Raw genomic sequence first — 25,484 nt, forward strand, 5'->3', positions numbered from 1 at the left:
CCGTGCGCGCGCTGCACGTCGAGCCGTCGCTCTACGACTACGCCGTGGCGCTGGTGGCCAGAAGCCGTGCGCTCGCCAGCGTGGCGCTGGGCGGCTCACCGCGCGCGTCGATCTATCTGATCGAGGCGGCGCGCGCGCGCGCCTATCTCGAGCAGCGCGACTTCGTGCTGCCCGAGGACGTGAAGCAGGTGGCGCCGTCCGTGCTGCGCCACCGGCTGCTCTTGACTTACGAGGCCGCCGCCGAGGGCCAGACCTCCGACGCGATCGTGCGCGAGCTGCTCGCGGCGGTCCCGACTCCGTGACCGGCGAGGCCGCCGGCCTCGCCCGCCGACTCCGCGTGCGCGCCCGGCGCGACGTCACGACGTCGCTGACCGGCGCCTACCGCAGCGCGTTCCGCGGCCAGGGACTCACGTTCGAGGAGCTGCGCGACTACGCGCCCGGCGACGACGTGCGCTGGATCGAGTGGAACGCGACCGCGCGCCTGGGCCGGCCGATCGCCAAGCGCATGCGCGAGGAGCGCGACCTGGTGCTGGCGCTCCTGGTCGACGTGTCGCCCTCGCTCGAGCACGGCACGGCCGGCGCGACCAAACAGGACGCCGTGCGGCGCGCGTGCGCGGCGCTCTCGACGGCGGCGATCGCCTCGCAAGACCGCGTGGCGCTGGCGCTGTTCGGCGAACGGCTCCAGCGCGTGCTCTCTCCGGGCACGGGGGCGCTGCAGCGCGAGCGCGTGCTGCGCGCGCTCGAAGTGACTGCGCCCGCCGAGCGCACCGACGCGGGCCCGGCGCTCGATTGGGCGGCGGAGAAGCTGCCGAGACACTCGGTGGTGGTGCTGATCTCGGACTTCCTGTTCCCCGACCCGGGCGCGCCGCTGCGGCGTTGCGCGAGCAAGCACGACCTGGTGGCCCTGCGCGTGCGCGACGCCTCCGACCAGCCGCCGCGCGGCCTGCCGCCGGTGCGGGTGCGCGGCGCCGAGGGCGGGCGGGCGCTGGTCTGGCGGCGCGCGGCCGACGGCGCGCGTGCGCTCGAGGCGCCGGTCGCGGAGCGCGCGCTGCGGGCGCTGGGGGCGGACTACGGCGAGCTGTGGACGGGCGCGCGGCTCCTGCCCAGCCTGCTGCGCTTCTTCGAGGAGCGTGCGCGGAGGCGCCGGTGAATCGCGCGCTCGTGCTCGCCGCAGCGCTCGCGCTCGCCGCCTGCGGCCGCGACGTCACGCCCGCGCTCGGGATCGGCGCGCGAGTCACCCTGGACCGCAGCGAGACGCGCGTCGGCGAGCCGATCGGAGTCACCGTCGAGGTCGAGACACCGGCCGGCTACGCGCTGCAGACCCCACCCGCGCCCTCGACGGGCGAGTTCGCGTCGGACTCGGTCCAGCTCGTGCCGCCGATCGCGGTGCCCGGCGGCCTGCGCCACCACCTCTTGTGGACCGTGCGCGCGCGCGCCGTGGGCGAGCAGGAGCTGCCGTGGCTCGACATTCCGCTGGTGCGGCCCGACGGCGCGGTGCAGGCGCTCCACGTCGGCGGCATGCCGCTGCCCGTGCTGTCGGTGAAGGCCGACCTGCCGGAGCGCGCGGCGGTGTTCGACATCCGCACGGCGCCGCCGCAGAAGCCGGTCGCTCCCTGGGTGTTCGCGCTGGGCGCGGCTGCTGCGCTGGCCGTCGTGCTGGGCTTCCGCGCGGCGCGCCGGCGCGCGCTCGCAGCGGAGGTCGCCGCGGGCCAGGTGGCCAGCGCGGGCCGCGCCGCGCTGGCCGCGCTCGAGGGCGCGGAGGGCGATGCCGATGCGCGCAGCTTCGCCGGCCGCGTGCGCGCGGCGCTGCTCGGCTTCGTCGCGGCCTGCTGGCACCTGAATACCGCCTCGGTGACTCCGCGCGAGCTGCCCGCGGAGGTCGACGGCGAGATCGCGAGCATCCTCTCCGGGCTCGAGCGCGCGCGTTTCGCGCGCCGGCCCGAGCGCAGCGGGCTGGCCGACGTCGCGGAGCGCGCCCGGGAGCGCGTGAGGCATGTGGCGAACCTTCGCGGCTAGCGCGCTCTCGGCCCGCGCGCTCACGGTCGAGTCACCAGCCGTGCTCTGGCTCGGGCTGGCCGCGGTGGCGGCGTTCGCGGTGCTGGCCAGCGCGCGCGGGCCGCGGCGCCTGCGCGTTCCGGCCACGGGCCCGAGCGGCGTCCTGCGCGCGCTCGACCTGCCCTGGGCCGCCTCGCTCGCGCTGCGCTGCGCGGCGCTCGCGCTCGTGGCAGTGACTGCCGCGCGGCCGGTGGGGCTTTTGGCCGAGAACCCGGCGGCCGGCTCGGGGGTCGATCTGGTGATCGCGCTCGACGCCTCGGGCAGCATGCTCGCGCTCGACGGCGAGCTCGAGGGGCGCCAGGTGACTCGCCTCGAGCTCGCCAAGCGCGTGGTCGCCGACTTCGTGCGCGCGCGCGGCGGCGACCGGATCGGTCTGGTCGTGTTCGCCGAGCACGCGTTCACGCAGTGTCCGCTGACCGTCGACCACCGGCTCGTGCTCGAGGCGCTCGACCGGGTCGAGGTGGGCGTGGTGGGCGACGCCACGGCGCTGGGCGAGGCGATCGGCCTGGCGACGCGCCGGCTGCAAGTCACCGGCGGGCCCGAGGACGCGCGCCGCATCGTCGTGCTGGTGACCGACGGCCGGCACAACTCCGGAAAGCTCGCCCCACGCACCGCGGCCGACCTCGCGCAGACCTCGGGCGTGCGCATCCACGCCGTCGGCATCGGCAGCGAGGGTCTGGTGCCGTTCGCGCAGCCCGGAGCCGAGGCGCCCATGCGCTTCGAGCGCGTGGACCTCGACCGCGAGACACTCCAGGCCGTGGCGGCGGCCACCGGCGGGCGCTTCTTCCACGCGCGCAAGCCCGACGACCTGCGCGCCGTGGCCGATGCCATCGACCGGCTCGAGGCGCGGCCGCAGCAGCAGGACCCGCAGTTCCGGCACGCGTCACTCGCGCCGCTCACCCTGATGCTCGCGCTGGCCTTGTTGCTGGCCGAGGCCCTGACGGCGCACGGGCTGGTGCGGAGGCTGCCGTGAGCGAGCTGGCCTGGCCGTGGCTCGCGGCCGCCGCGGTGACTGCGCTGGCGCTGCACTCCGCGTGGCGCGGCCGGCGTGAGCTGTGCGCGTGGCTGGGCCGGGACCCGGCGGGCCGGCGGCGCATGGCGGGCGCGGCGGCGCTCGCGCTCGCCGCGGGCTGTCTCGCGGCCGCGCTGCAGCGCGCGGTCAGCACGCCCGAGGAGCACTCGGGCGCCGGGGCCGACGTGGTGCTCGCGGTCGACGTGTCGCTCAGCATGGACGTCGCCGACGTCGCGCCCTCGCGCCTGCGGCGCGCGCTGCGCACCGCCGAGCGCGTGGTCGAGCACGCAAAGGGCGAGCGGCTCGCGCTGGTCGTGTTCTCGGGCGACGCGTTCATCGCGCTGCCGCTCACGCAGGACCGCGACGCCGTGCTCACCTATCTGCGCGCGCTCGACAGCGACACGATCTCGCTGCGCGGCAGTGAGCTCGGGCGCGCGCTCGAGCAGGCCGGACGCGCCTTCGACCCGCGCTCCAGCCGGCCGCGCACGCTGCTCTTGTTCAGCGACGGCGAGGACTTCGGCGCGCCGCCCGAGTCACAGATCGGCGAGCTGCGGGCGCTGGGCGTGCGCGTGGTCGCGATCGGCTACGGCACCGCGGAGGGCGGGCCCGTGCCGGGCCAGGCCGCGCTGGCCGAAGCGGTGCGCAGCGGCGAGAGCACCGTGTCGCGGCGCAACGACGGCCTCTTGCAGCACATCGCCGACGGCACCGACGGCGCGTACTTCCGCGAGATCGAAGCGCGGCCCGGGCCCGAGCAGCTCCTGCCGCCGCGCGAGGCGCAGGCCTCGCCGGCGCCGCCGCGTCCGCGCGACTCACTGGCCCCGTTTCTGGCTGCGGCCGCCGCTGCGCTCGCCGCGGAGATCTGGCTCTCGGGCGGCGGCTTGCGCGCGCGCCGGCGCATGACTCGCCGCGCGCACGCCGCTGCGGCGGCCAGCGCGGCGCTGGCGCTGGGCGCGTTCGGCGAGGGCAGGCTCGTCGCGCGCGGAGACGAGGCGCTCGAGGCGGGCAAGCCCGACGAAGCGCTCGCGCTCTACCACGAGGCCGCGGCCACGCTCGAGCGCGACCCGCGGCTCTCGATCCGCATCGGGAACGCGCTCTACCGGCTCGAGCGCATCGACCAGGCGGCGAGCTCGTATCTCGAGGCGCTGCGCCTGCTCTCGTCCGACGACCCCGAGGCGCGCTTCGCGGCCAGCTTCAATCTCGGCAACACGTTCGTCGCCAAGCAGCACTTCGAAGAGGCGCGCGACGCGTACTGGGCGGCGCTGGTCGCCGATCCCACGAGCCTCGAGGCGAAGTTCAACTACGAGTGGGCGGTGGCGCACATCCTGCCCACGCCGCCCCCGCCGCCCCAGCCCGAGCCGTCGAACGAGCCCAAGCAGAGAGACAGGGACTCCGGCCAGGGCGAGTCGAGTGACCCGCGCCCGCGGCAGAGCGACGCGCGCCCCGAGCGCGGCTCGCTCGACCAGCAGGAGGCGCGCAAGTGGCTCGACACGCTCGACGAGCCGGTGGGCGACGCGCTGCGCCAGGAGATCACGAACGCGACCGGCGGGCGCCCGCGCGCCCACCCGGGCGGAAAGACGTGGTGACTCGGGCGGCGCTGGCGCTGCTCCTGTGTCTCGCCGCGGCCCGAGCCGGGGCCGCCGACGCGCCGCCGCTGCAGGTGCGCGTGCGGCTCGATCGCGAGCAGGTCTATCTGCACGAGCAGGTCGTGCTGTCACTCGAGATCCTGCACCCGGCCGACGCGCGCGCGAGCTGGGACCCGCCCCCCTTCGACGGCTTCTGGGCCGAGAGACTCGGCACGCGCGCGCTGCCAGACGATCCCGGCGGCCTGCACCGCACCGAGTTCCGGCGCGCGCTGTTTCCCACCCGCGCGGGCGAGATCGAGATCGCGCCCTCGAAGCTGACCCTGGCCGGCGAGGGCGAGGCGGAGACGGAAGTGCCCGTGCCGGGCGCGCGCGTGCGCGTGAAGCCGCTGCCGGCCGGAGTGTCTCCCGATCTCCTGGTCGGCAAGCTCGAGCTGCACGTACAGCCGGGCGACGACCGCCTGCGGCTGGGCAAGTCACTCGCGCTGACCATCGACCTGGCCGGCGAGGCCAACGTGTGGGACGCCGCTCCGCCCGCGCTCGAGGCGCGGCTGCCGGGCGTCGAGGTCTTCGCGGAGCCCCCGCACGTCTCGATCGGCGAGAGCGGCGGCCGCGCGACCACGCGCCGCACGTTCCGCTACGCGCTCGTGCCCTCGGCCGTGGGCCGCGTGCGCATGGATCCGCTCGAGCTGTCCTACTTCGACCCCGCGAGCGGCAAGGTCGAGAGCGCGCGCAGCGAGGCGCTGGTGTTCGACGTGTTCTCGGGCAGCGCCGACGACGAGCCGCGCTCTCCGTTCAAGAAACGCGCGCCGCTCTCGGCCGAGGAGCCCTGGGAGGCCTGGCCGTTCCTGCTGGGGGCCGCCGTGGCGCTCGCGCTGTCGGGCGCGCTCTTGTGGCGCTGGCGGCGGGCAGAGCTCGCGCGCCTGCTCGCGCCCGCCGCAGCTTCGCCGCGCGCCGCGTTCGACGCCGCGCGCGCCGCGCGCGGCACCCCCGAGTTCCACTCACTCCTGGCGAGAGCCGTGCGCACCGGCGTCGGCGCGCGCCACCGCTGCGACGCCCTGCCGCTCACGCCTCCCGAGCTCTCGGCGCGCGGCGCGGAGCGCGAGGCGATCGAGCTCCTGGAAGCGCTGGACCGGGCGCGCTTCGCGCGCCGCACGGCCGACGACGAGTCACTCCTGGAGCGCGCGCGAGCCTATCTCGAGCTCTAAGAGCGACACGAAGCGCCCGTCCGAGACGCGCAGCTGGCCCACCTCGGCGAAGCCCTGCGCGGCGTGGAAGGCGAGCGAGCGCGGGTTGGGCGGGTCGAGATTCACTTCGCAGACGATGTACGGCAGCGCGCGGCGGCGCGCCTCGCGTGCGAGCTCGGCGTAGAAGGCGCGGCCCACGCCCGCGCGCCGCTGCGGCTCGGCGATCGCGATCGAGTCCACGTACAGGAAGCGCGCATGGCGCGCGGAGAACCAGCGGTACTCGTCGCCCAGCTCCGGAAAGCCCTCGCCGAACACCAAGAGGTAGCCCGCGACCTCGCCGGCCTGCTCGGCGACCCAGAACAGCGTCGCCTTCTCGACGCACGCCTCGATCTCGCCCGGCGCGAAGCGCGTCACGCCGGGCAGCCCGGCGCGGTTGATGGCGGCGATGGCGCCGGAGTCTTCGCGCCTGGCCGGGCGGATGCGAAGCGTCACGCTCGAGTCAGTAGCGCTCGATCACCTGCTTGGCGAAGTCGCGGAACAGCTCGCGCGCCTGGTCCATCGGCGGCAGCAGCGTGATCTCGCGCAGCCCCGCGGCCTCGGCCTCGCGCAGCTGGTGGACGAGCTCGTCGGGCGTGCCCGCCAGGATCCAGGTGCGGATCGCCTCTGGAGTCACGAAGCGCCGCTCGGCCGGTACCAGGAAGCAGCAGTGACCCTCGTGGATCTGGAGATATCGCTTCTCGGGCGGCGTCTCCATCTTGTCCACGTAGGCGCAGTACTCCTCGAACAGGCCGGCGAGCGCGGGCGGGACGGGCGGGCCCGCCGACGGGTCCATGCGCCAGCCCTCCCAGGCGTAGTGCCAGGCGGCGGCGACCTGCGAGCCGCAGGCGTCGATCACGCGCTCGCTCGAGAGTGTCTCACCCGGCCGGAGCACCACCGCGGTGGTGAGCGCCGCGGTGTGGAAGTCGGCAGGCAGCTTGCGGCCGAGCTCACGCGCGCCGGCTTCGATCGCCGCCAGGCTGCGCCGGGTCATGGCGGGCGGCTCGTTCAGCGCCGAGATCCGCCCGTCGCCGTACGCCCCGGCGGCACGCAGCGCGCCCGGCCCGTTGGCGGCCACCCAGATCGGGATCGGCTGGCCGAGCTCGATGAAGCCGCGGTCGAGGTGCAGGAAACGGATCGCGCGCGTCTCGCTGCCGTGCGTGTACGTGACTTCCTCGCCCGCCAGCAGGCCGCGCACCACGCGGAGATACTCGCGGAACTCTCGCGGCACCATCGGCTTCATGCCCATGACGCGCATGGCCGTGTGACCGGTGCCGATGCCGAGGAAGACGCGCCCGGGCGCGAGCCGCGCGATCGACGCGATCGAGTGCGCGGTCACCGGCGCGAGCCGCGTGGGCGCGATCGCCACGCCGGTGCCCAAGCGGATGCGCGAGGTGTTCGCCGCGGCCAGCGCCAGTGTGGCGTAGCAGTCCGACCAGATCATCTGCGAGTCCGGCGCCCAGCCGTGGTCGTAGCCGAGTGACTCGCACTCCTGGAAGATGCGCCAGTCGTCCAGCTTGGTCGCGACCATGGCCCCGAACTTCATCGGCGACTCACGCGTGCACGGGCGGCTTGCGCTCGCGCCACGGCCGGGCCTGCTCGAGCTGGCCGGCGATGCGGTAGAGCACGTCCTCGCGCCCCCACGGCGCCACCAGCTGCACGCCGATCGGCAGCTTGGCGGCGTTCCAGTACAAGGGCAGCGAGATCGCCGGCTCGCCGGTCATGTTCTGGATCGGCGTGAACGGGATGAACGCCAGGAGCTTGTCCCAGGTGGCGAGCGGCGCAGAGCTTTCCGGAGTGAGTGAGCCGAGCGGCAGCGGCGGCGCACCCAGGGTGGGGGTCAGCAGCAGGTCGAAGCCCGAGCTGTAGAACTCGCCGAAGGAGCGCGAGATCACGTTGCGCCACTCGACCGCCGACAGGAAGTCGAGCGCCGCGATCTTCTTGCCCTCCTGCCACAGCGCCCAGGTCCAGACTTCGAGCTCGTCGGGGCGGATCGGGCGGCCGATCATGCCCTCCACGATCGCCAGCAGCCCCGCGGTCTGCGCGATGATGATGTGGTACAGGGTCTTCGGCGCCTGCGGGTCGTCGATCGCCGCCGGGTGTCTCGGCTCGACGGTGTGGCCGAGTGACTCGAGCAGCTTCGCCGCGTCCCGCACCGCGGCCGCGCAGTCGGCGTGCAGCGGCTGCGGCGCCCAGCCGGGCGAGCGGTCCATGAGACCGATGCGCAGCCGGCCCGGCGCGCGGCCGACCTCGGAGAGATACGGGCGCTCCGGCTCGGGCGCGGCATACGGGTCACCGGGCATGTAGCCCTGCGTGGCGTCGAGCAGCGCGGCCGAGTCACGCACGGTGCGCGACACCACGTGCTCGCCGGCGAGCCCGTTCCAGCCCTCGCCCGCCAGCGGGCCGAGCGAGATCCGGCCGCGCGAGGTCTTCAGCCCCACGATGCCGCACAGGCTCGCCGGGATGCGGATCGAGCCGCCGCCGTCGTTCGCGTGCGCCGCCGGCACCATGCCCGACGCCACCGCGGCGGCCGAGCCGCCGCTGGAGCCGCCGGGCGAGCGAGTCAAATCCCACGGGTTCTTCGTGGGCCCGTAGGCCAGCGCCTCGCTCGTGGCGGTGAGTCCGAACTCCGGCGTCGAGGTCTTGCCCAGGAACACAAGACCCGCCGCGCGGTAGCGCGCCGCCAGGTTCGTGTCGACCGGTGGAATCACGCCCAGTGACTTCATCAGCCGGCTGCCGCTCGCCAGCGGGTCGCCCGCGCTGGCGCAGATCAGGTCCTTGAGCAGGAACGGCACGCCGCGGAACGGCCCGCTCGGCAAGTCACTCGCGGCCTGCGCGCGCGCCTTCTCGAACAGCGGAGTCACGACCGCGTTGAGCTGCGGGTTCAGCTTCTCGATGCGGGCGATCGCGGCCTCGACCAGCTCCTTGGGCGACGCATCGCCCTTGGCCACGGCCTCGGCCTGCCCGACGGCGTCGGTCCAGGTCCAATCGTTTGCCATCGCCGCAGCCTAACGCAGATCGTCGGGCGAGTTCGCGTTGCGAAACGAGCGCAGGCTCGGGTCGAGCGCGCGCAGGTCGGCTTCGGGAACGAGCGTGCATGCGGAGTCGCGCAAGAGCGCCTGCAGCGCGAACTCGCCGCGCGCGATGCGGCGCTCGAGCTCGGGCAGGAGGCGCGCGCGGTAGATCGCGCACAGCGGCTCGGGACCGTGCGCTCCGACGGGCGCGATCACGTCGGCCGGCCCGTCGACGGGAGCGAGCGCGCACAGCGCAAGCACCACGCGCGGGTCGAGATGCGGCAGGTCGCACGCCGCCACCAGCACCGCGGGAGCCTCGCACGCCGCCAGCGCCGCGGCCACGCCGACCAGCGCCGCGCGTTCCGGATGGCGGTCGACGATCACGTCGCGGCCCAGCGCCCGCAGCGCGTCGTCCTTCGCGACCAGGCGCACGCGCCCCAGGCAGCGGCCCAACGCATTCGCCACGCGCAGCGCGAGCGGCACGCCGTCGAGCTCGAGCGTGGCCTTGTCCCGGCCCATGCGTGTGGACTCGCCGCCGCACAGCACGGCGCCCTCGACGTGCGTGAGCTTCAAATCCCGGGCTCGGACGAGAGTGACTCGCCGCCGAGCAGCTGCACTGGCACGCGCTCACCGCGCGCCAGGCGCGTGGTCTCTGCGGGCACGAACGCGAGCCCGTCGGCGCGCACCAGCCCCAGCAGGATGTTCGAGCCCTGCTCGCCGGCCACGCGCGCCCACGGCTCACCGGCGCGCGACTCGAGCGCCACGCGTACGAAGTGGGCGCGGCCCGCGGGCTTGGCGTAATCGGCATCGAGCCGCGCGGACACCACCGGCCGGTACACGTTGGTGTGTCCCATCATGCGCAGCAGCGACGGCCGCACGAACTGTTCGAACGTGACGTAAGTCGAGACGGGATTGCCCGGCAGACCGAACACCGGCTTCCCGGCCACGCGCACGAAGGCCAGCGGCGCGCCCGGCCGCATCGCCACGCGCCACAGGCGCATCTCGCCGCCCAGCCCGAGCAGCACCTGCTTGATCCAGTCGCGGTCGCCGACCGAGACACCGCCGGTCGAGATCACGGCGTCGCAGGCCAGCGCGGCGCGGAAGCGCGCCTCGATCTCGGCCGGCTCGTCGGGCGCGATGCCCAGATACACCGGCTCGGCGCCGATCTCGCGCAGCGCCGCGCACAGCGCGTAGGAGTTCGAGCTGGCGATGCGCCCATCGTCGCGCAGCCGGTCGGGCTCGACCAGCTCGTCGCCGGTGGCGAGCACGGCCACGCGCGCGCGCGCGCGCACGGCGACCAGCGCGCGGCCCAGCGCCGCGAGCATGCCGCACAGCGGCGCGCGCAGCACGGCACCGGGGCCGGCGATCCGGGTGCCGGGCCGCACGTCCTCGCCCGCGCGCCGCACGTGCTGACCGAGCGACGCAGCTTTGTGTATGCGTACCCGGCTGCCCTCGGTCTCGGTGTCCTCCACCATCACGACCGCGTCGGCGCCTTCGGGCATGGCCGCGCCGGTCATGATACGCGCGGCCTCGCCGGGCAGGAGCTTGCGCTGACTGCGCTTGCCCGCGGGCAGGTCTTCGCCCACCGCCAGAGTCACTGGCGCGCGCTCGGTGTCCGCAGCGCGCACCGCGTATCCGTCCATCGCGGAGTTGTCGGATGGCGGGATCCAGACGCCGGCCACGACCTCTTCCGCGAGCACGCGCCCGGTCGCCTCGGCCAGCCCCACGGTCTCGATCCCGAGCGGCGCGACCGAGCCCAGGATCAGCTCGCGCGCCTCGGCCACGCTGACCGAGGTCCGTTCTGCCTCCACCGGTCGCTGCCCCTGCCCCTCGCGCATTCCGCCTCCTCGATGTTAGTCTGCCCAAATCCTAGGCAGCTTTCCCCCCACGCGACCCGAGAGCCCAGTATATGCAGCGGAAAACCCCCCGATGACCGAGACCGCCGAGCGTCTCGACGCCATCTTCGGCTCGCTGCGGGTGGGGGTGCTGGCCGCGGACGCCGACGGCCGGGTCGAGCTCCAGAACCCCGAGGCCAGCCGGATCCTCGGCCTCTCGGGCGTTTCGACCCTGGGCCGGCCGCTCACCGAGAGCCTCGGACCCGACCACCCGGCGGTGACCGTGCTGGAGACGGCGCTGCACGAAGGCCGCGAGGTCGCCGAGCACGGCGCGCGCGTGCGCGATCGCCTGGGCGGGCGCGCGCTGGTGGTCGACCTGACGGCCTCGCCGATCGGCGTCGGGCGCGAGGTCCGCGGCGCGGTGCTATCGCTCGCCGACCGCACGATCGGCCTCGAGCTCGAAGACCTCCTGGGCCAGCGAGCGCGCGCCGCGCTGTTCGCTCAGCTCGCCGCCGGCATCGCGCACGAGCTGCGCAACCCGCTGGGCGGGATCCGCGGCGCGGCGGAGCTCCTGCTGGGCAAGCTCGACGACCCCGGCCAGCAGCGCTACGCGGAGCTGATCCGCGCCGAGACCGAGCGCATGCGCCGCTTGCTCGACGACCTGGCCGAGCTCACGCGCGGCGGTGACCTGCGCCCGCGGCGCGCGAACCTGCACCGCGTGATCGACGACCTGGTGGAGCTCCACAGCAAGAGCGAGAGCTGGCGCGGGGTGCGCGTGCTGCGCGAGTACGACCCGAGCATCCCCGAGTTCGACTTCGACCCCGACCGCACGACCCAGGTGCTGCTCAACCTGGTGCGCAACGCCGTGCAGGCGATGGCGGGCAAGGGCACGCTCACGCTGCGCACGCGCATCGAGGCCGGCTATCACCTCGAGCGCGTCGGCCCGGAGCGCGCACGCATGGTGCGCGTCGACGTGGAGGACACCGGCCCCGGCATTCCGGAGGCGGACCTTCCGCTCTTGTTCACGCCGTTCTTCACGCGCCGCGCGCAGGGCACGGGGCTGGGGCTGGCGGTCGCGCAGCACTGGACGGTGCGCCAGGGCGGGCGCATCCAGGTCACGAGCCGGGTGGGGATGGGTACACGAATGCGTGTAGAGCTGCCGCTGCGGAAGCCCGCATGACGCGCGTGCTGATCGCCGACGACGAGTCCTCGATCCGCTTCGTGCTCCGCGAGGCGCTGGTCGAGGCCGGCCACGACGTGGTCGAAGCCGCCGACGGGAACGAGGCGCGCCAGCTGCTCGCGTCGCAGCGCTTCGAGCTGGCGCTGCTCGACATCCGCATGCCGGGGCCGTCGGGCCTCGAGCTGCTCGATGAAGTCGCCGCGCGCGGCAGCGACGGCCCGCTGGTCGTGATCCTCACCGCGCAGAACACCTTCGAGAACGCGGTCGAGGCCATGAAGCGCGGCGCGTTCGACTATCTCACCAAGCCCTTCGACCTGCCGCAGGTGCAAGCGCTGGTCGAGAAGGCGCGCATCCTGCGCGGCCTGCGCGGCGAGGTGGCCGAGCTGCGGCGCCAGGTGGGCGACGCGTTCCGCGCGGGCGAGGCGCTGGTCGGCAAGACACCGGTCATGCTCGACTTGTTCAAGACCATCGGCCGCGTGGCCGCGAGCGACGCCGCGGTGCTGATCCTGGGCGAGAGCGGCACCGGCAAGGAGCTGGTCGCGCGCGCGATCCACTACCACGGCCGGCGCCGCGAAGGCCCGTTCGTGGCGGTGAACATGACCGCCCTGCCCTCGGAGCTGATCGAGGCCGAGCTGTTCGGCCACGAGCGCGGCGCGTTCACGGGCGCGACCGAGGCGCGGGTGGGACGCTTCCGCGAGGCCGAGGGCGGCACGCTGCTCCTGGACGAGATCGGTGACCTGCCGCTTCCGCTGCAGGCGAAGCTCCTGCGCGTGCTGCAGGAGAGACTCGTGGTGCCGCTGGGCGCGCGCCACGCGATTCCGATCGACGTGCGCATCGTGGCCTCGACGCACCGCGACCTGCCGGGCCTGGTCGCCGAAAAGAAGTTCCGAGAAGACCTGTACTTCCGGCTGAACGTCGTGCCGGTGCGCATCGCGCCGCTGCGCGAGCGGCGCGCCGACGTGCCGCTGCTCGTGAGTCACTTCATCGAGCGCTTCTCGCAGGAGCTCGGGGTGCCGCGCCGCTGGCCGACCGAGGCCGCGCTCGAGCGCCTCACGCGCCACGCCTGGCCCGGCAACGTGCGCGAGCTCGAGAATGCGGTGAAGCGTGCGCTCGTGCTCGCGGCGGGCGACGTGATCACCGCCGACGACATCGAGCACGCCACCAGCGCCACGCCCTCGGGCGCCGCCGACTGGTCGGAGCTGGCGCGCCGCGAGCTGGCCGAGAGACTCGCCAACGGCGAGCCGGGCGCCGAGGAGGACGGCACGGGGCCGTACTGGAGCTTCGTGTCCCGGCTCGAGCGCGCGGTGATCCGCGAGGGGCTCACGCGCTCGCGCGGCAACCAGATCCAGGCCGCGCGCCTGCTCGGCATCAACCGCAACACGCTGCGCAAGAAGATCGCCGAGCTCGGCCTGGGCCCGGCCGACGGCGACGAATACGAGAGGTGACTCGCGTCGGCCTCGAGCGCCTGCGCGGCGTGTACGTCTTGTGCGACGACGACCCGCGCTGGAAGAACGACGCGCTGGCGCAGGTCGAAGGCGCGCTCGCCGGTGGCGCCACGGTGCTGCAGCTGCGCTTGAAGCACACCCCCGATGGCGCGGCGCTGGCGCTGGCGCGCCGGGCGCTCGAGCGCACGCGCGCGGCCGGGGCCCTCTTGTTCGTGAACGACCGCTTCGACCTCGCGGCGCTCGCGGGCGCCGACGGCGTGCACCTGGGCCAGGACGACGTCCCGCCCGCGCTCGTGCCCGCGGACGTGCGCCGGCGGCTCTGGATCGGCTTCTCGACTCACACGCGCGCGCAGGTCGAGGCCAGCCGGGCGCTGCCGATCGACTGCGTGGCCTTCGGCCCGGTGTTCGGCACCGCCTCGAAGCAGTCGGAGTACTCGCCGCGCGGGCTCGAGGCGCTGCGCGAGGCCGTGTCACTCGCGGCGCACCCGCTGGTGGCGATCGGCGGGATCGACGCCGGGAACGTGGCGGGCGTGCGCGCCGCGGGCGCGGCGGCCGCGGCCGTGATCTCGGCGGTCGCCGACGCGCCGGACCCGGCGGCCGCGACGCGTTACCTTCAGGCCCGGTTCTTCGAGTCACCCCCCGGGAGTCGCTAGCGCTTGGATCGCGCAGTCAGTGTCCTGGGGGTATTCGTCCTGCTCGGGATCGCCTGGGCCTGCTCGAGCAACCGCGCGGCGATCCGCTGGCGCACGATCGCCAGCGCGCTCGCGATCCAGCTGGCGATCGCGCTGTTCGTGCTGCGCACGCCCTGGGGCGGCTGGCTGTTCGCCAAGGCCAGCGACGGCGCCGACGCGTTCGTGGGCGCGGCCAACGCCGGGATCGAGTTCGTGTTCGGGCGCTGGCCCGAGATCGTGCTCGGGCCCGACGGCCAGCCGCTGCACCTGCCCTACGTGTTCGCCATCCGCGTGCTGCCCATCATCGTGTTCATGTCGAGCGTGTTCGCGGTGCTGCAGCATTTCGGCGTGCTGCAGCGCGTGGTCGAGGTGCTGGCGATCGGGCTGCGGCGCACGCTGCGCACGAGCGGCGCGGAGTCACTCGCGGCGATCGCCGAGATCTTCCTGGGCATGGCCGAGTCACCGCTCATGATCCGCGCCTACGTGCCGTCGCTCACCCGCAGCGAGCTGTTCTGCGTGATGACCGCGGGCCTGGCCACGGTGGCCGGCTCCGTGCTGGTCGCGTACATGGGCATGCTGGGGCCCGCGTACGCGGGTCACCTGGTGGCGGCGAGCTTCATGGCCGCGCCCGCGGCGATCGCGGTGGCCAAGCTGATGGTGCCCGAGGAGGGCGTGCCGCAGACCTCGGGCGAGGTGCGCGTGGACGTCCCGCGCACCACCGTGAACGCGATCGACGCCGCGGCCTCGGGCGCGATCGACGGCGTGCGGCTCGCGATCAACATCGGCGGCATGCTGATCGCGTTCGTGGCGCTGATTCACATGACCGACGCGCTGCTGGCCTGGCTGGGCGCGGGGCTCGGCATGCCCCGGCTCTCGCTGGAGTCGCTGCTGGGCAGTGCGCTCGCGCCGCTGGCGTTCCTGCTGGGCGTGCCCTGGCACGACGCGGCGAAGGTCGGCGAGCTCCTGGGCGTGAAGACCGTGCTCAACGAGTTCATCGCCTTCGGCATGCTCGCCGACCAGCGCGAGACACTCGACCCCCGCTCGATCGTGATCGCGAGCTACGCGCTGTGCGGCTTCGCGAACTTCGGCTCGCTCGCGATCCAGATCGGCGGGCTGGGCGGGATCGCGCCCGAGCGGCGCAGCGACGTGGCGCGCGACGCGCTGCGCGCGCTGCTCGCCGGCTCGCTCGCGAGCTTCATGACGGCCGCGATCGCGGGCGCGATCTACTGAGTCCCGGCCGCCGGCTCCGGCGCGGCCGGCAGGAAGGCAGTGACTCGCGCGCCGCCGCGCGGCCCGTTCTCGCGCCGCAGCGAGCCGCCACTCGCCGCCAGGATGTGCTCGGCGGTGTACAGGCCCAGGCCCAGCCGCCCCGGCTTCGCGCTCGCGAACGGCTGGAGTGACTCGCCGAGCTGCGCCGCAGAGAAGCCCGGGCCGTCGTCGGTCACTTCGAGCGAGACCACGTCGACTTCACCCTCGGCGCCGATGCGCAGCACGACGCGCGTGGCGCCGCGCGCGCCGTCGCCCTCGCAGGCGTTCATCAAGAGCGCGTCGAGCAGGCCGGCCAGACCTTCCGCGCCGGCGCACACCACCACGCGCGCGCCCTCGAGCGCGGGGCGCGCCAGCTCGACTTCGAGCGCCAGCCGCGGGAAGCGCGCCCGCAGCCGCGCTGCGGCGGCAGTCACCGCCTCGAGCAGACGGACGGCGCTGACCAGCGGCGCGCGCGGGCTCGTGGTCGTGGTGGCCACGCCCTGGGCCTCGCCGATCAGGCGCTTCAGCCGCTGCAGCGCCTCGACCAGCTCGCCCGCCGCCGTCTTCTGGTCGCTGAGTGACTCCGCGCGCTCGCCGGCGGCCACCGAGAACAGGAACTGCGCCGAGAGCAGCGCGGTCGAGAGCGCGTTGTTCGACTCGTGGCGGCGGCGGCGCACCTCGTCCGGAACGTCGCTGCGCGAAACGACGCGCTCGACCTGGTCCTGCCAGATGCGCGCGTCGAGCGCGCCGCGCAGCGCCTCCCCGCGCTGCCGGCGCGCGCGCGACACCGAGGCGAGCCTCGCGCACAGGAGCGCCAGCGGCAGCGCGCCCGCCGCTGCGCCGAGCAGGAACAGCGCGACGCCGTGCACGGGCCCGCTCGGGGCGGCTCAGCTCTGCTCGCGCCCGCCGCGGCGGCGGTCGCCGGCGTCGAGCTCGCGCACGATCTGCTGGACCGCCTGGCGCGTCAGGTCGAGCAGCCGCGCGGCGCCGCTGCGGCTGTTGTTCGCCTTGGCGAGCGCCTGCTCGATCATGACCCGCCGCACCTCGCCCTGGACTTCGCGCAGCGGCGTGTTGCCGACGTGCGCGGCGACGAAGGCGCCGAGGTCCGGCCGATCGGCCATCGCTTCCTCGACCGAGCGGGTCAGCTCCTCGAGCGAGATCGGCTTGCGCAGATAGCGGCGCGCGCCGGAGCGGGCGAGCTGAAAGGCCTCTTCGGCCGACGCCTGGCCACTCATCGCGATCACTGCGGCAGCCGGCCGCATGCGCACGGCCTCTTCCACGATCGGCAGGGCCTGACCGTCCGGCAAAGCCACGTCGACGATCACGACGTCGGGCAGGCGCGCGAGCAGCTCCTGGCCTTCCCGCACGGTGCCGGCCTCGAGCACCTCGGCGCCCCAGCCACGGCCGGCTCGCGCGATCGCCTGCCGCAAGGGTTTGTGGTCTTCCACGATGAGCACGCGCTCTGGTTGCGGGAACATCACCACCCTCCCCCTCGTATCCCAAAGTACCACGCCCGGACCGGAGCCCGGGTGAAGATCCGACGGAGTCGGACCCCGCAAGTAGTCTTGCATTCCGGTCCGACCGAGAACAGCGCACTCTTCCAGTGGTGTGAGAACAGATCCCTTCCCTCTCGCACCTGAGCGATCCGAGGAAGCGATTCGTTTCTAGGGTGGCTCCGCTGGGGCGGCGGTGAGCGGCAGCTCACCGTCCGCCCTTTGCGCTTCTGCTGGGTTTTCGGTCGCCGGCGCTTCAGGCCAGGAGCTCGGCCATCGTTGGTTGCGAGCGGACATAACGCTCGTGAGTTCCGAGGTAGATCGAGCGATAGAGCTCGTCCACGTCGGCGGGCGCCGGGAAGCGCTTCGAGAAACCCGGGCTCACCGGGTCGAGCGCGAGCTCGGCGGCGCGCTGGAAGTGAGCCAGCAGCGCCCGCGGGTCCTCGTCGCCGACCGCGATGCGGATCGTGGTCGGCGAGATACCGGCCGCGGCCAGCGCCTCGGCCGAGAGCTCCGAGTGACTGGTCTGCGCGGGGCACAGCACCACGGTGTTCACCTGGCCGAGACTCACCTGCAGGCCGAAGGCCGGCTCGAGGCAATCGAAGAAGCGCTTGAAGGCCGCGATCGGAATGCCCGAGCCCTCGAACGAGATCGTGAACAGCGGCGCCGAGAGACCCAGCACCATCGTGCGCCGGCACAGCTCGGCGTTCTCGTTGCCCGGCACCGCGTTGCAGTGCACCTGCACGCCGGGGTGACTCGCGAGCGCGCGCGCCAGCGTCGCGGTCGAGATGCACTTCTGCAGCATGCGCAGCTCGAGCGTGCGCATGCCGTTGATCACCTCGAACGCCTTGTCCGCGTCGAGAAACGCGCCCTTCACGTAGTACACGTTCCAGAACAGCGTCTCGCTCCAGTCGATCTCGCGCGTGCCGCCGGCGGGCGCGGGCACCGTGACCCGGCTGCCCTTGGGCAGGAACATGCGCTCGTTGCGCGCGATCGCCACGCCGGCGGTCGTGGTGCCGGTGCCCACCAGGTCCTTGGTGTAGGAGTGGATCACGAAGTCGGGCCGCTCGCGCGGGTCGGCGCGGCGCAGCACCGGGTGCAGGAACGGCGTGCCCACGGTCGAGTCACAGATCACTTCGAGCCCTGCGTCGTGCGCGGCCCGGCAGATCGCGGGCACGTCGAGCACGTAGCCGTGCGGGTTGCAGGGCGACTCGAGATACACGTACACGTTTCGGCCCTGGCGCAATCGCTCCGCGTGCACCGCGCGCAGCTCCGCCAGCGCGAGCTCGAAGTCGCGCGCGCCGAAGCCGTCGAACCACTCCACGGCCACGTCCAGGTTGCTGCGTTTGCCGTACCAGTCCGCCAGCAGCTGGTGCGCGCCGCCGTACACGTTGCGGCTGGAGAGCACGACGTCGCGGTAGCCGACCAGGTGCGCCAGCACCGCGTCGATCGCCGCCATGCCCGAGTTGAAGTTCCAGGCGAAATACTCGCCGGCCAGCGGCCCGGCCTCGACGTCGACGATGTAGTTCGCGAGACACGTCGAGGTCGGGTTCATGAGCCGCGAGTAGATCTCGTGCAGGAGCTCCTTGCCCTGGAACGCGTCGTCGATCCACTCGGTGCAGGCGTACAGGTATGTGGCGGTGCGCGTGATCACCGGCGTCGAGCTGAAGATCGCGGTCACGTTGTCGAACATGGCGTAGGGCCCGCGCTGCGCGGCATGGCCCTGCTCGAGCGAGAGTGACTGCCAGGTCTTGCGCATCGGGTTCTGCAGCGTGTCGAGCAGCTTCGCCAGCTGGAAGCACAGGAAGCGCTTGGCGTTCCAGAACGCGATCCGGTCCTTGCGGTCGAGCGCCGCCAGTCGCGCGACCGTGGCGTCCCACAGGCCGTGCATGGCCTGGTTCGCGCGGTACACGTGCGTGGCGACCTCGGCCAGCTCGCGCCCGAGCTCGCTCTCCGGGTCGAGCGAGAAGTGCGCCAGCTGCTCGCGCACCAGCGCCTCGACGCTCCGTGCGCCCGTGGTCTTGCGCAGCGGCGAGAGCTCGCGTGCGGCGTCGAGAAGCGAGCGGTCAGCCATCAGCGGCTCTCGAACAGGTAGAGCGAGTGACCCTGGTCGTCCTCGAGCGAGAGCTCGCGCGTTCCGTACGCCGTCTCGTAGACGCCGCGCGTGAGCCGCACGCCCTTCGCAGCGAGCTCCTGCGCGGCCGCGCGCACGTCGTCGACGCCGATGTAGAGGTGCACGTGCTCGCCCGCGCGCGCGAACGCGATCGAGGGATCGGCTGCGTCGACGAGCTTCAAGTGGAAGGCGTACGCGCCCGCGCAGATGCCCGCATAGAAGTCCTGGTACTGGAACGCGAGCTCGAAGCCCAGGATCTCGGTGTAGAACCGGATCGAGCCGGCAAGGTCGGTGGTCCGCAGCTGCGGAGTCACACTCTGGATCTTCACGTCTCCCCCTTCGGCAGCGCCGCGAGCAGCGCGCACAGTGCGCCGTTCAGCGGCGTCGCGATGCCGTGCCGCGCTCCGATGCGCACGATCGCCCCGTTGCGCGCATCGAGCTCGAGCGGCCGGCCCGCCCGCCGGTCGTAGAGCATCGAGTTGCCCGAGCCCGACGGCAAGGCGAGACAGCGCGCCAGGATCTCGTCGGCGACCTCGTCGCCCAGCGCGGCGCCCTCGGCGCGCGCCACCGCCAGACACTCGCGCATGAGGCCGAGCGCGAGCTCCGCCATGCCGGGCTCGTGCAACACCTCGATCGGGCGCGCCGTCGCTGCGCACAGCGCGCCGCTGGCCGCGTTGAGACACAGCTTGCGCCAGGCGGCCGTGGTGAAGTCGGGCGTGACCTCGACCGGGAAGCCCGTGTCCGCGAACAGCGCCGCGAAGGCCTGACCGGCCGGTCCCGCCGGCACCGTGAGCCGTCCGCCGGCGCGCATGCGCACCCGGCCCGGAGCCGTGCGCTCGGCCGGGAGCTCGACCACCACCGGCAGCACCTCGGCCTCACCCGCGAACGGAGTGACTCGTGCGCGCTGCTCGACGCCGTTCTGCACCACCGCGATCACGGCGCCCGGGCGGCCCAGCTCGGCCAGCCACTTGGCCGCGCCGGGCACCTCGTGCGCCTTGGTCGCCAGCAGGACCCAGTCGGCGGGGCCGACCCGCGCGGGGTCGGTCTCGCAGCGCAGCGCCACGTCGATGCGGCGCGCCGGTGACTCGACCACCAGCCGCTCGAACGGCCGGCGCACGCACAGCACGAGTTCGTGCCGGCCCTGCGCGGCGAGCGACGCGGCGAGCGCGCCGCCGATCGCGCCCACCCCCACGCAGGCGATGCGCATCGGAGCCGGGCTCATTCCAGGCCCAGGGCCACGACGCGGCCGTGCGGGTGCGAGTACTCGAGCATGCGAGCCGGCTCCAGGTCGAAGTAGGCACCGAACAGCGTGCGGCTGAACATTTCGTGAGTCACCGCGATGGTGTGCACGCCCGGCTTTCGGGCCGCGAGCCAGGCGCGCGCGCGCAGCGCCACGTCCGCATAGCTCTCGCCGCCCGGAAACACGTAGTGCCACTTGTCGCGCTCGCGCGCGGCGCGCGCGCCGGGATAGCGCGCGTCGATCTCCGGCGGAGTGAGTCCCTCCCAGGTCCCCTGGCGCAGCTCCGCCAGCAGCGGATGGGTCACGATCGAGGTCTCGGGCCAGCCCAGCTCGCGACACACGATCTCGGCCGTGCGCTGCGCGCGGCCGAGCGGGCTGCACTCGAGCACGACGTCAGTGCGCTCGCGCAGCGCCGCGCGCAACACGCGGCCCGCGGCCACCGCCTGCTCGATCCCGCGCGGGGTGAGCGGCGAGTCGAGGCTGCCCTGCCTGCGGCCTGCGACGTTCCACTCCGTCTCGCCGTGACGGACCAGCCAGATCGGGCCGGCGCCCTTCACGGCTCGACCTCGAGGTCGCGGTCGGCCTCGACCTCGGCGCGCTTGGCCGCGATCCAGGCGCGATACTCGGGGCCGTCCCAGGCGCGGTGCAGGCCGCGCGCGTAGTGACTCGCGTTGCGCTGGTACTGCCAGGCGTTCAGCCGGTTCTCGCGCGACGCGTCGCGCGTGGCGATCACTCTGGCCGGCACGCCCACCAGGATGGAGCCGGGCGGAAACACCTTGCCTTCGGGCACGAGCGCCCCGCCGCCCACGATCGAGCCCTTTCCGATCACCGCACCGTCCATGATCGTGGCGCCGATCCCGATCAGGCAGTGGTCGCCGATCGTGCAGCCGTGCACGGTCGCGCGGTGCGTGATCGAGCAGAAGTCACCGATCACCGTGCGCGCGTCGTAGCCCACGTGCAGCATGGCGAAGTCCTGGATGTTGGTCATGCGCCCGATGCGCACTTCCTGCGCCTCGGCGCGAATGACCGCGTGCGGCCAGAGACTCGCGTGCGCGCCGATGGTGACCCGGCCGTAGATCTGCACGCCGGGGGCGATCCAGACGGATCCGTGAATCGACTGGAGAGACTCCACCGGGGCCAAAGCTTGGCACGAACGCCGATCCGACGATAGGATTCGGCCCCCTATGGCCAAGAACACCCCCGACCCGTCGCGCGGCCGCGTGGTCGCGATCGCCGGCGCCACGGGCGCCGTCGGCGAGGTCCTGCTGCGCATCCTGGAGCAGCGCTCGTTCCCCGTCTCGGAGCTGCGGCCGCTCGCGAGCGAGCGCTCGGCCGGCAGCGCGACCGTCCGCTTCCGCGGCCAGACGCTGCCCGTAGAGCTCGCGCGCGCGGAGGCGTTCGACGGCGTCGACTTCGCCTTCTTCGCCGCCACCGGCGCGCTCGCGAAGGAGCTCGCGCCCGAGGTCGCCAAGCGCGGTGGCATCGCGATCGACAAGTCGAACACCTGGCGCATGGATCCGCAGGTGCCGCTGGTGATTCCCGAGATCAACGGCGCCGCGCTCGAGAAGCACCAGGGCATCGTCGCCAGCCCGAACTGCACCACCACGCCCTTCGTGATGGCGCTCGCGCCGCTGCGCGCGCTCGGCAAGCTGAAACGCGCCGTGGTCACCACGTTCCAGTCCGCCTCCGGCGCCGGCGTGCCGGGCGTGGAGGAGCTCGAGAGTCAGATCCAGGCCATCGCCGCGGGCCGGCCCGTGCCGGCGCCCAAGACGTTCAAGGCGCAGATCGCCAACAACGTCGTGCCGCTGTGCGAGACCTTCCGCGACGACAGCTACTCGACCGAGGAGGTCAAGCTGCTGCACGAGACGCGCAAGATCCTCGAGGATCCCGCGCTCGACGTCGCCATGACTTGCGTGCGCGTGCCCGTGCCCGTGGGTCACTCGGCGTCGGTGCTGCTCGAGACCGAGCCCGCGATCACGCCCGACCAGGCGCGCGCCGCGCTGGCCGCGTTCCCCGGCGTGCGCGTGATGGACGACCCCAAGCACGACGTCTTCCCCACCCCCGTGGACTGCGCGGGCGGCGACGACGTGCTGGTGGGCCGCATCCGCCGCGACCTGAACAGCGATCGGCTCTGGCTCTGGACCGTGGGCGACAACCTGCGCAAGGGCGCGGCGCTGAACGCGGTGCAGATCGCCGAAGAGCTGATGCGGCGCGGCCTGCGCTGAGCGCGGGACTCTCCCCGTGACTGCGCCGCTCTGGTCGCCGTCGGCCGAGCGCATCGAGCGCGCTGCGCTGACGCGCTTCCGGCGGCGCAGCGAGTCACAGACCGGGCAGTCGTTCCCGGCGTACGCCGATCTCTGGCGCTGGTCGGTCGACGAGCGCGCGGCGTTCTGGCGCGCGGCCTGGGAGTTCTGCGAACTGGTCGGCGAGCCGGGCTGGGCGCCCTATCTCGTCGACGACCGCATGCCGGGCGCGAAGTGGTTCCCCGAGGCGCGGCTCAACTACGCCGAGAACCTGCTCGCGCGCAGTGACTCGGCGCCCGCGCTGATCTTCGTGAGCGAGACGGGCGCCCGGCGCGAGCTCTCCTGGCAGGAGCTGCGCCGGCAGGTGGGCGCGGTCTCCGCCTGGCTGCGCCAGGCCGGCGTGGTCGCCGGCGACCGGGTCGCCGGCATCGTGCCGAACTGCCCCGAGGCGATCGTGGCCATGCTGGCCGCCACTTCGCTGGGGGCGATCTGGTCCTCGTGCTCGCCCGACTTCGGGGTGCGCGGCGTGCTGGACCGCTTCGGGCAGATCGAGCCCAAGGTTTTGTTCGCCGCCGACGGCTACTGGTACGGCGGCAAGAGCCACTCACTCGCCGAGCGGGTCAGCGAGATCTACCGCGGCCTGCCCACGCTGCAACACGTGGTGTCGATCCCGTTCCTCGGCGGCGCGCCGCTCTCGGGCGCGGAGCACTTCGAGCGCATCGCGGTCCGGCCCGTCGCTCTGCACTTCGAGAGACTCCCGTTCGACCACCCGCTGTTCATCCTGTTCTCGTCGGGCACGACGGGCATCCCGAAGGGCATCGTGCACTGCGCGGGCGGGCTGTTGCTGAAGATCGCGGTCGAGCAGCGCCTGCACTCCGACGTCTCGCGCGCCGACCGGCTGTTCTATTTCACGACCTGCGGCTGGATGATGTGGAACTGGCTCGCGACCGGTCTGGCCACGGGCGCAACGCTTTTGCTGTTCGACGGCTCGCCCTTCCAGCCCGGCGAGCGCGTGCTGTGGGACCTGGCCGAGCGCGAGCGGGTCACGGTGTTCGGCACGTCAGCGAAGTATCTCGACGCGGTCCGCAAGTCGGGGCTCGAGCCCGAGAAGACCCACGACCTGTCCGCGCTGAAGACGATCCTGTCGACCGGCTCGGTGCTGGCGCCGGAGAGCTTCGACTTCGTGTACGGCGGCATCAAAGAGGACGTCCTGCTGTCGTCGATCTCGGGCGGCACCGACATCGCCGGCTGCTTCGTTGCGGGCAGCCCGACGCTCCCGGTGTGGCGCGGCGAAGCGCAGTGTCTCGCGCTGGGCATGAAGGTCGAGGTGTTCGGCGAGCGCGGCCAGTCACTCCCGCCGGGCGAGAAGGGGGAGCTCGTGTGCACGCGTGCCTTCCCGACCCAGCCGCTGGGCTTCTGGAACGACCCCGACGGCGCGCGCTACCGCGCGGCCTACTTCGAGCGCTTCCCGGGCGTGTGGCACCACGGCGACTGGGTCGAGCTCACCGGGCACGGCGGCATGACCTTGTTCGGGCGCTCCGACGCCGTGCTGAACCCGGGCGGCGTGCGCATCGGCACGGCCGAGATCTACCGTCCGGTCGAGCAGCTCGACGAGGTGGTCGAGGCGCTGGCCGTGGGACAGGACTGGGAGAGCGACGTGCGCGTGGTGCTGTTCGTGCGCCTGCGCGAGGGAGTCACGCTGTCTTCCGAGCTCGAGACGCGCATCCGCTCGGCCATTCGCACGCACGCCACGCCGAGACACGTGCCCGCGCGCATCGTCCAGGTCGGCGACATTCCCCGCACCAAGAGCGGCAAGATCGTCGAGCTCGCCGTGCGCGACGTGGTCCACGGGCGCACGCCCAAGAACCTGGAGGCGCTGGCGAACCCGGAGGCGCTCGAGCAGTTCCGCGGGCGCGCGGAGCTCCGCTCCTAGGCTCAGGCGAACGGGAAGCCGAGCGGGTCCTCGCCCGGGTCGACGCCCAGAGTCACCGCGCCCGCGAGCTGCGCGATCGAGTCGTAGTCGACGATCGCGTGGTGGCTCGCCGTGTCCAGGTCGCGCCGGATGCGCTGGAGCTCGCTCGACTCGTAGATGGCGTGCGCGCCCGACGCCGAGAACAGCCGGCCCAGAGCGCGCTGACACAGCTCCACCACGTAGGCCGCGTCGGCGCGAAAGCGGATGCGCTCCTCCAGCGAGAGCGGGCCGGCGTCTTGTTTCATCGCGGCCTCGAAGCGGTCACAGATGTGGAGCAGGAGCAGGCGCGCCGCCTGCAGCTCGGAACGTGACTCGGAGAAGCGCGCTTGCACGCCGGGGTCCCGGGCCTTGGTGCCGCTGCGCGCATCGCGGCGCTCGCGCGCGCTCGCCACGAAGCGTTCGAAGCCGCGCTCCGCGATGCCGAGCACGCTGGCCGCCACCATGGCCGAGAGCGCGCCGAGCACCGGCAGGCGATAGACCGCGCTCGAGGCCTCGGGACAGTCACCGACGAAGGTCGGGTGAGTGGGCACGGCGCGGTGCGCGGGCACGAACACGTCGCGCGCGACGAGATCCTTCGAGCCCGTGCCGCGCATGCCGAGTGTGTGCCACGTGTCGTCGAGCACCATGTCTCGCGCCGGAACCACCACGTGGACGTGCTTCCACGCGCCGGGCTTCGGCTCCACCACGCGCGCACCGATCAGGAGCCACGGGGAGTGATCGCAGCCGCTGGCGAACTGCCAGCGGCCATTCAGGATCCAGCCGTCGCCGCTGGCGCGCACCGAGCCCTGCGGTGACAGCGTTCCAGCGATCAGCACCTCGGGATCGGCGCCGAACACCTCCTGCTGACAGCGCTCGGGAAAGCGGCCGACCACGTAGGTGTGCGCGCCACAGACCATGAGCACCCAGCTCGCGGCCGAGCAGCCATGGCCGAGCTCTGCAACGGCGAGCAGGTGCGCACGCGGCGTGAGCTCGAAGCCACCGAAGCGGCGGGGCGTGAACAGGCTGCCCAGCCGCTGCTCGCGCAGCGCGGCCACGGCATCGTCGTCGAGCCGGCGCAGGGCCTCGCTGCGCGCGCTGCTCGCGGCCACGCGCGGGACGATCTCGCGCGCGCGCTGGACGGCTTCGAGCTCGGCGATCTGCTCGGCCATGGCAGGTCCTTC

The 25,484-nt window shown here is 73.4% G+C and carries 25 protein-coding genes; 12 read left to right on the forward strand and 13 right to left on the reverse strand.

From position 1 onward, the window contains the following. The 6 genes from VMR86_21500 to VMR86_21525 all read left to right on the forward strand — a co-directional run. Positions 1-302: MoxR family ATPase (locus VMR86_21500; protein ID HTO09641.1), on the forward strand; the 302-nt coding region annotated here is incomplete at its 5' end. Next, positions 299-1,150, forward strand: a complete 852-nt coding sequence (locus tag VMR86_21505) for a DUF58 domain-containing protein (protein HTO09642.1) — start codon at positions 299-301, stop codon at positions 1,148-1,150. The genes VMR86_21500 and VMR86_21505, both read left to right, overlap by 4 nt. Further along, positions 1,147-2,016, forward strand: coding sequence for a hypothetical protein (locus VMR86_21510; GenBank protein ID HTO09643.1), 870 nt, complete (start codon positions 1,147-1,149; stop codon positions 2,014-2,016). The genes VMR86_21505 and VMR86_21510 overlap by 4 nt, the downstream gene beginning before the upstream one ends. Further along, positions 1,994-3,028: a VWA domain-containing protein gene (locus tag VMR86_21515; protein HTO09644.1), complete on the forward strand. Its 1,035-nt coding sequence runs from the start codon at positions 1,994-1,996 to the stop codon at positions 3,026-3,028. Before VMR86_21510 ends, VMR86_21515 begins: the two co-directional genes overlap by 23 nt. Further along, positions 3,025-4,650, forward strand: a complete 1,626-nt coding sequence (locus VMR86_21520; GenBank protein ID HTO09645.1) for a VWA domain-containing protein — start codon at positions 3,025-3,027, stop codon at positions 4,648-4,650. Before VMR86_21515 ends, VMR86_21520 begins: the two co-directional genes overlap by 4 nt. Next, complete coding sequence (locus VMR86_21525; protein HTO09646.1) at positions 4,647-5,855, forward strand: hypothetical protein; 1,209 nt, start codon at positions 4,647-4,649, stop codon at positions 5,853-5,855. Before VMR86_21520 ends, VMR86_21525 begins: the two co-directional genes overlap by 4 nt. Here the strand turns inward: VMR86_21525 and VMR86_21530 are convergent. Genes VMR86_21530 through glp form a run of 5 tightly spaced genes read right to left on the reverse strand, consistent with a single transcriptional unit; the run spans position 5,817 to position 10,722 of the window. Continuing rightward, positions 5,817-6,326, reverse strand: coding sequence for a GNAT family N-acetyltransferase (locus VMR86_21530; GenBank protein ID HTO09647.1), 510 nt, complete (start codon positions 6,324-6,326; stop codon positions 5,817-5,819). The two genes, VMR86_21525 and VMR86_21530, sit on opposite strands and share 39 nt — an antisense overlap. 7 nt (positions 6,327-6,333) lie before the next feature. Continuing rightward, complete coding sequence (locus VMR86_21535) at positions 6,334-7,416, reverse strand: LLM class flavin-dependent oxidoreductase (protein ID HTO09648.1); 1,083 nt, start codon at positions 7,414-7,416, stop codon at positions 6,334-6,336. Between the two features lie 7 nt (positions 7,417-7,423). Continuing rightward, positions 7,424-8,869 carry an amidase family protein gene (locus VMR86_21540; protein HTO09649.1) on the reverse strand — a complete coding sequence of 482 codons (1,446 nt, stop codon included), beginning with the start codon at positions 8,867-8,869 and terminating at the stop codon, positions 7,424-7,426. 9 nt (positions 8,870-8,878) lie between these two features. Further along, a complete protein-coding gene (locus tag VMR86_21545) occupies positions 8,879-9,457 on the reverse strand; it encodes a molybdenum cofactor guanylyltransferase (GenBank protein ID HTO09650.1) in 579 nt (192 codons plus the stop codon). Continuing rightward, positions 9,454-10,722, reverse strand: a complete 1,269-nt coding sequence (glp, locus tag VMR86_21550; GenBank protein HTO09651.1) for a gephyrin-like molybdotransferase Glp — start codon at positions 10,720-10,722, stop codon at positions 9,454-9,456. Before glp ends, VMR86_21545 begins: the two co-directional genes overlap by 4 nt. A gap of 91 nt (positions 10,723-10,813) precedes the next feature. Between glp and VMR86_21555 the strand changes: the two genes are divergently transcribed. The 4 genes from VMR86_21555 to VMR86_21570 are packed head-to-tail and all read left to right on the forward strand — an operon-like array spanning position 10,814 to position 15,245. Next, complete coding sequence (locus VMR86_21555; protein ID HTO09652.1) at positions 10,814-11,899, forward strand: ATP-binding protein; 1,086 nt, start codon at positions 10,814-10,816, stop codon at positions 11,897-11,899. Then, positions 11,896-13,344 carry a sigma-54 dependent transcriptional regulator gene (locus tag VMR86_21560; GenBank protein HTO09653.1) on the forward strand — a complete coding sequence of 483 codons (1,449 nt, stop codon included), beginning with the start codon at positions 11,896-11,898 and terminating at the stop codon, positions 13,342-13,344. Before VMR86_21555 ends, VMR86_21560 begins: the two co-directional genes overlap by 4 nt. Next, the gene (gene thiE / locus VMR86_21565) at positions 13,341-13,997 is read left to right on the forward strand and encodes a thiamine phosphate synthase (GenBank protein HTO09654.1); all 657 of its coding nucleotides are present in this window, start codon (positions 13,341-13,343) and stop codon (positions 13,995-13,997) included. Before VMR86_21560 ends, thiE begins: the two co-directional genes overlap by 4 nt. Before the next feature lie 3 nt (positions 13,998-14,000). Then, positions 14,001-15,245 carry a nucleoside transporter C-terminal domain-containing protein gene (locus tag VMR86_21570; GenBank protein ID HTO09655.1) on the forward strand — a complete coding sequence of 415 codons (1,245 nt, stop codon included), beginning with the start codon at positions 14,001-14,003 and terminating at the stop codon, positions 15,243-15,245. Here VMR86_21570 and VMR86_21575 read toward each other — a convergent pair. From VMR86_21575 to VMR86_21605, 7 genes are all read right to left on the reverse strand, one after another. Continuing rightward, positions 15,239-16,132, reverse strand: coding sequence for an ATP-binding protein (locus VMR86_21575; GenBank protein HTO09656.1), 894 nt, complete (start codon positions 16,130-16,132; stop codon positions 15,239-15,241). The two genes, VMR86_21570 and VMR86_21575, sit on opposite strands and share 7 nt — an antisense overlap. Positions 16,133-16,150: 18 nt before the next feature. Then, positions 16,151-16,741, reverse strand: coding sequence for a response regulator (locus VMR86_21580; GenBank protein ID HTO09657.1), 591 nt, complete (start codon positions 16,739-16,741; stop codon positions 16,151-16,153). Between the two features lie 271 nt (positions 16,742-17,012). Then, on the reverse strand, positions 17,013-18,830 hold the full coding sequence (locus tag VMR86_21585; protein HTO09658.1) for a PLP-dependent transferase: 1,818 nt from the start codon (positions 18,828-18,830) through the stop codon (positions 17,013-17,015). Then, positions 18,830-19,198 (reverse strand): VOC family protein, encoded by a 369-nt coding sequence (locus tag VMR86_21590; GenBank protein ID HTO09659.1) that lies wholly within the window; start codon positions 19,196-19,198, stop codon positions 18,830-18,832. Before VMR86_21590 ends, VMR86_21585 begins: the two co-directional genes overlap by 1 nt. Further along, positions 19,195-20,091: a 2-dehydropantoate 2-reductase gene (locus tag VMR86_21595; protein HTO09660.1), complete on the reverse strand. Its 897-nt coding sequence runs from the start codon at positions 20,089-20,091 to the stop codon at positions 19,195-19,197. Before VMR86_21595 ends, VMR86_21590 begins: the two co-directional genes overlap by 4 nt. Continuing rightward, positions 20,088-20,666, reverse strand: coding sequence for a histidine phosphatase family protein (locus VMR86_21600; GenBank protein ID HTO09661.1), 579 nt, complete (start codon positions 20,664-20,666; stop codon positions 20,088-20,090). Before VMR86_21600 ends, VMR86_21595 begins: the two co-directional genes overlap by 4 nt. Then, a complete protein-coding gene (locus tag VMR86_21605; GenBank protein ID HTO09662.1) occupies positions 20,663-21,241 on the reverse strand; it encodes a gamma carbonic anhydrase family protein in 579 nt (192 codons plus the stop codon). Before VMR86_21605 ends, VMR86_21600 begins: the two co-directional genes overlap by 4 nt. Before the next feature lie 52 nt (positions 21,242-21,293). Here VMR86_21605 and VMR86_21610 point away from each other — a divergent pair, with 52 nt between their 5' ends. Both VMR86_21610 and VMR86_21615 read left to right on the forward strand, forming a co-directional pair. After that, positions 21,294-22,334 carry an aspartate-semialdehyde dehydrogenase gene (locus VMR86_21610; GenBank protein HTO09663.1) on the forward strand — a complete coding sequence of 347 codons (1,041 nt, stop codon included), beginning with the start codon at positions 21,294-21,296 and terminating at the stop codon, positions 22,332-22,334. Positions 22,335-22,350: 16 nt separating this feature from the next. Next, on the forward strand, positions 22,351-24,285 hold the full coding sequence (locus VMR86_21615; GenBank protein HTO09664.1) for an acetoacetate--CoA ligase: 1,935 nt from the start codon (positions 22,351-22,353) through the stop codon (positions 24,283-24,285). Between the two features lie 2 nt (positions 24,286-24,287). Here VMR86_21615 and VMR86_21620 read toward each other — a convergent pair whose 3' ends face one another. Next, the gene (locus VMR86_21620) at positions 24,288-25,472 is read right to left on the reverse strand and encodes an acyl-CoA dehydrogenase family protein (GenBank protein HTO09665.1); all 1,185 of its coding nucleotides are present in this window, start codon (positions 25,470-25,472) and stop codon (positions 24,288-24,290) included. Positions 25,473-25,484: the final 12 nt, after the last annotated feature.

The organism is Myxococcota bacterium, assembly GCA_035498015.1.
Lineage (GTDB): Bacteria > Myxococcota_A > UBA9160 > SZUA-336 > SZUA-336 > VGRW01.

Excerpts from the sequence above, each read along its gene's own strand:
- VMR86_21515 (HTO09644.1), top strand. The coding sequence starts at position 1,994 with ATGTGGCGAACCTTCGCGGCTAGCGCGCTCTCGGCCCGCGCGCTCACG.
- VMR86_21535 (HTO09648.1), bottom strand. The coding sequence starts at position 7,416 with ATGAAGTTCGGGGCCATGGTCGCGACCAAGCTGGACGACTGGCGCATC.
- VMR86_21540 (HTO09649.1), bottom strand. The coding sequence starts at position 8,869 with ATGGCAAACGATTGGACCTGGACCGACGCCGTCGGGCAGGCCGAGGCC.
- glp (HTO09651.1), bottom strand. The coding sequence starts at position 10,722 with ATGCGCGAGGGGCAGGGGCAGCGACCGGTGGAGGCAGAACGGACCTCG.
- VMR86_21555 (HTO09652.1), top strand. The coding sequence starts at position 10,814 with ATGACCGAGACCGCCGAGCGTCTCGACGCCATCTTCGGCTCGCTGCGG.
- VMR86_21560 (HTO09653.1), top strand. The coding sequence starts at position 11,896 with ATGACGCGCGTGCTGATCGCCGACGACGAGTCCTCGATCCGCTTCGTG.
- VMR86_21580 (HTO09657.1), bottom strand. The coding sequence starts at position 16,741 with ATGTTCCCGCAACCAGAGCGCGTGCTCATCGTGGAAGACCACAAACCC.
- VMR86_21585 (HTO09658.1), bottom strand. The coding sequence starts at position 18,830 with ATGGCTGACCGCTCGCTTCTCGACGCCGCACGCGAGCTCTCGCCGCTG.
- VMR86_21595 (HTO09660.1), bottom strand. The coding sequence starts at position 20,091 with ATGAGCCCGGCTCCGATGCGCATCGCCTGCGTGGGGGTGGGCGCGATC.
- VMR86_21610 (HTO09663.1), top strand. The coding sequence starts at position 21,294 with ATGGCCAAGAACACCCCCGACCCGTCGCGCGGCCGCGTGGTCGCGATC.
- VMR86_21620 (HTO09665.1), bottom strand. The coding sequence starts at position 25,472 with ATGGCCGAGCAGATCGCCGAGCTCGAAGCCGTCCAGCGCGCGCGCGAG.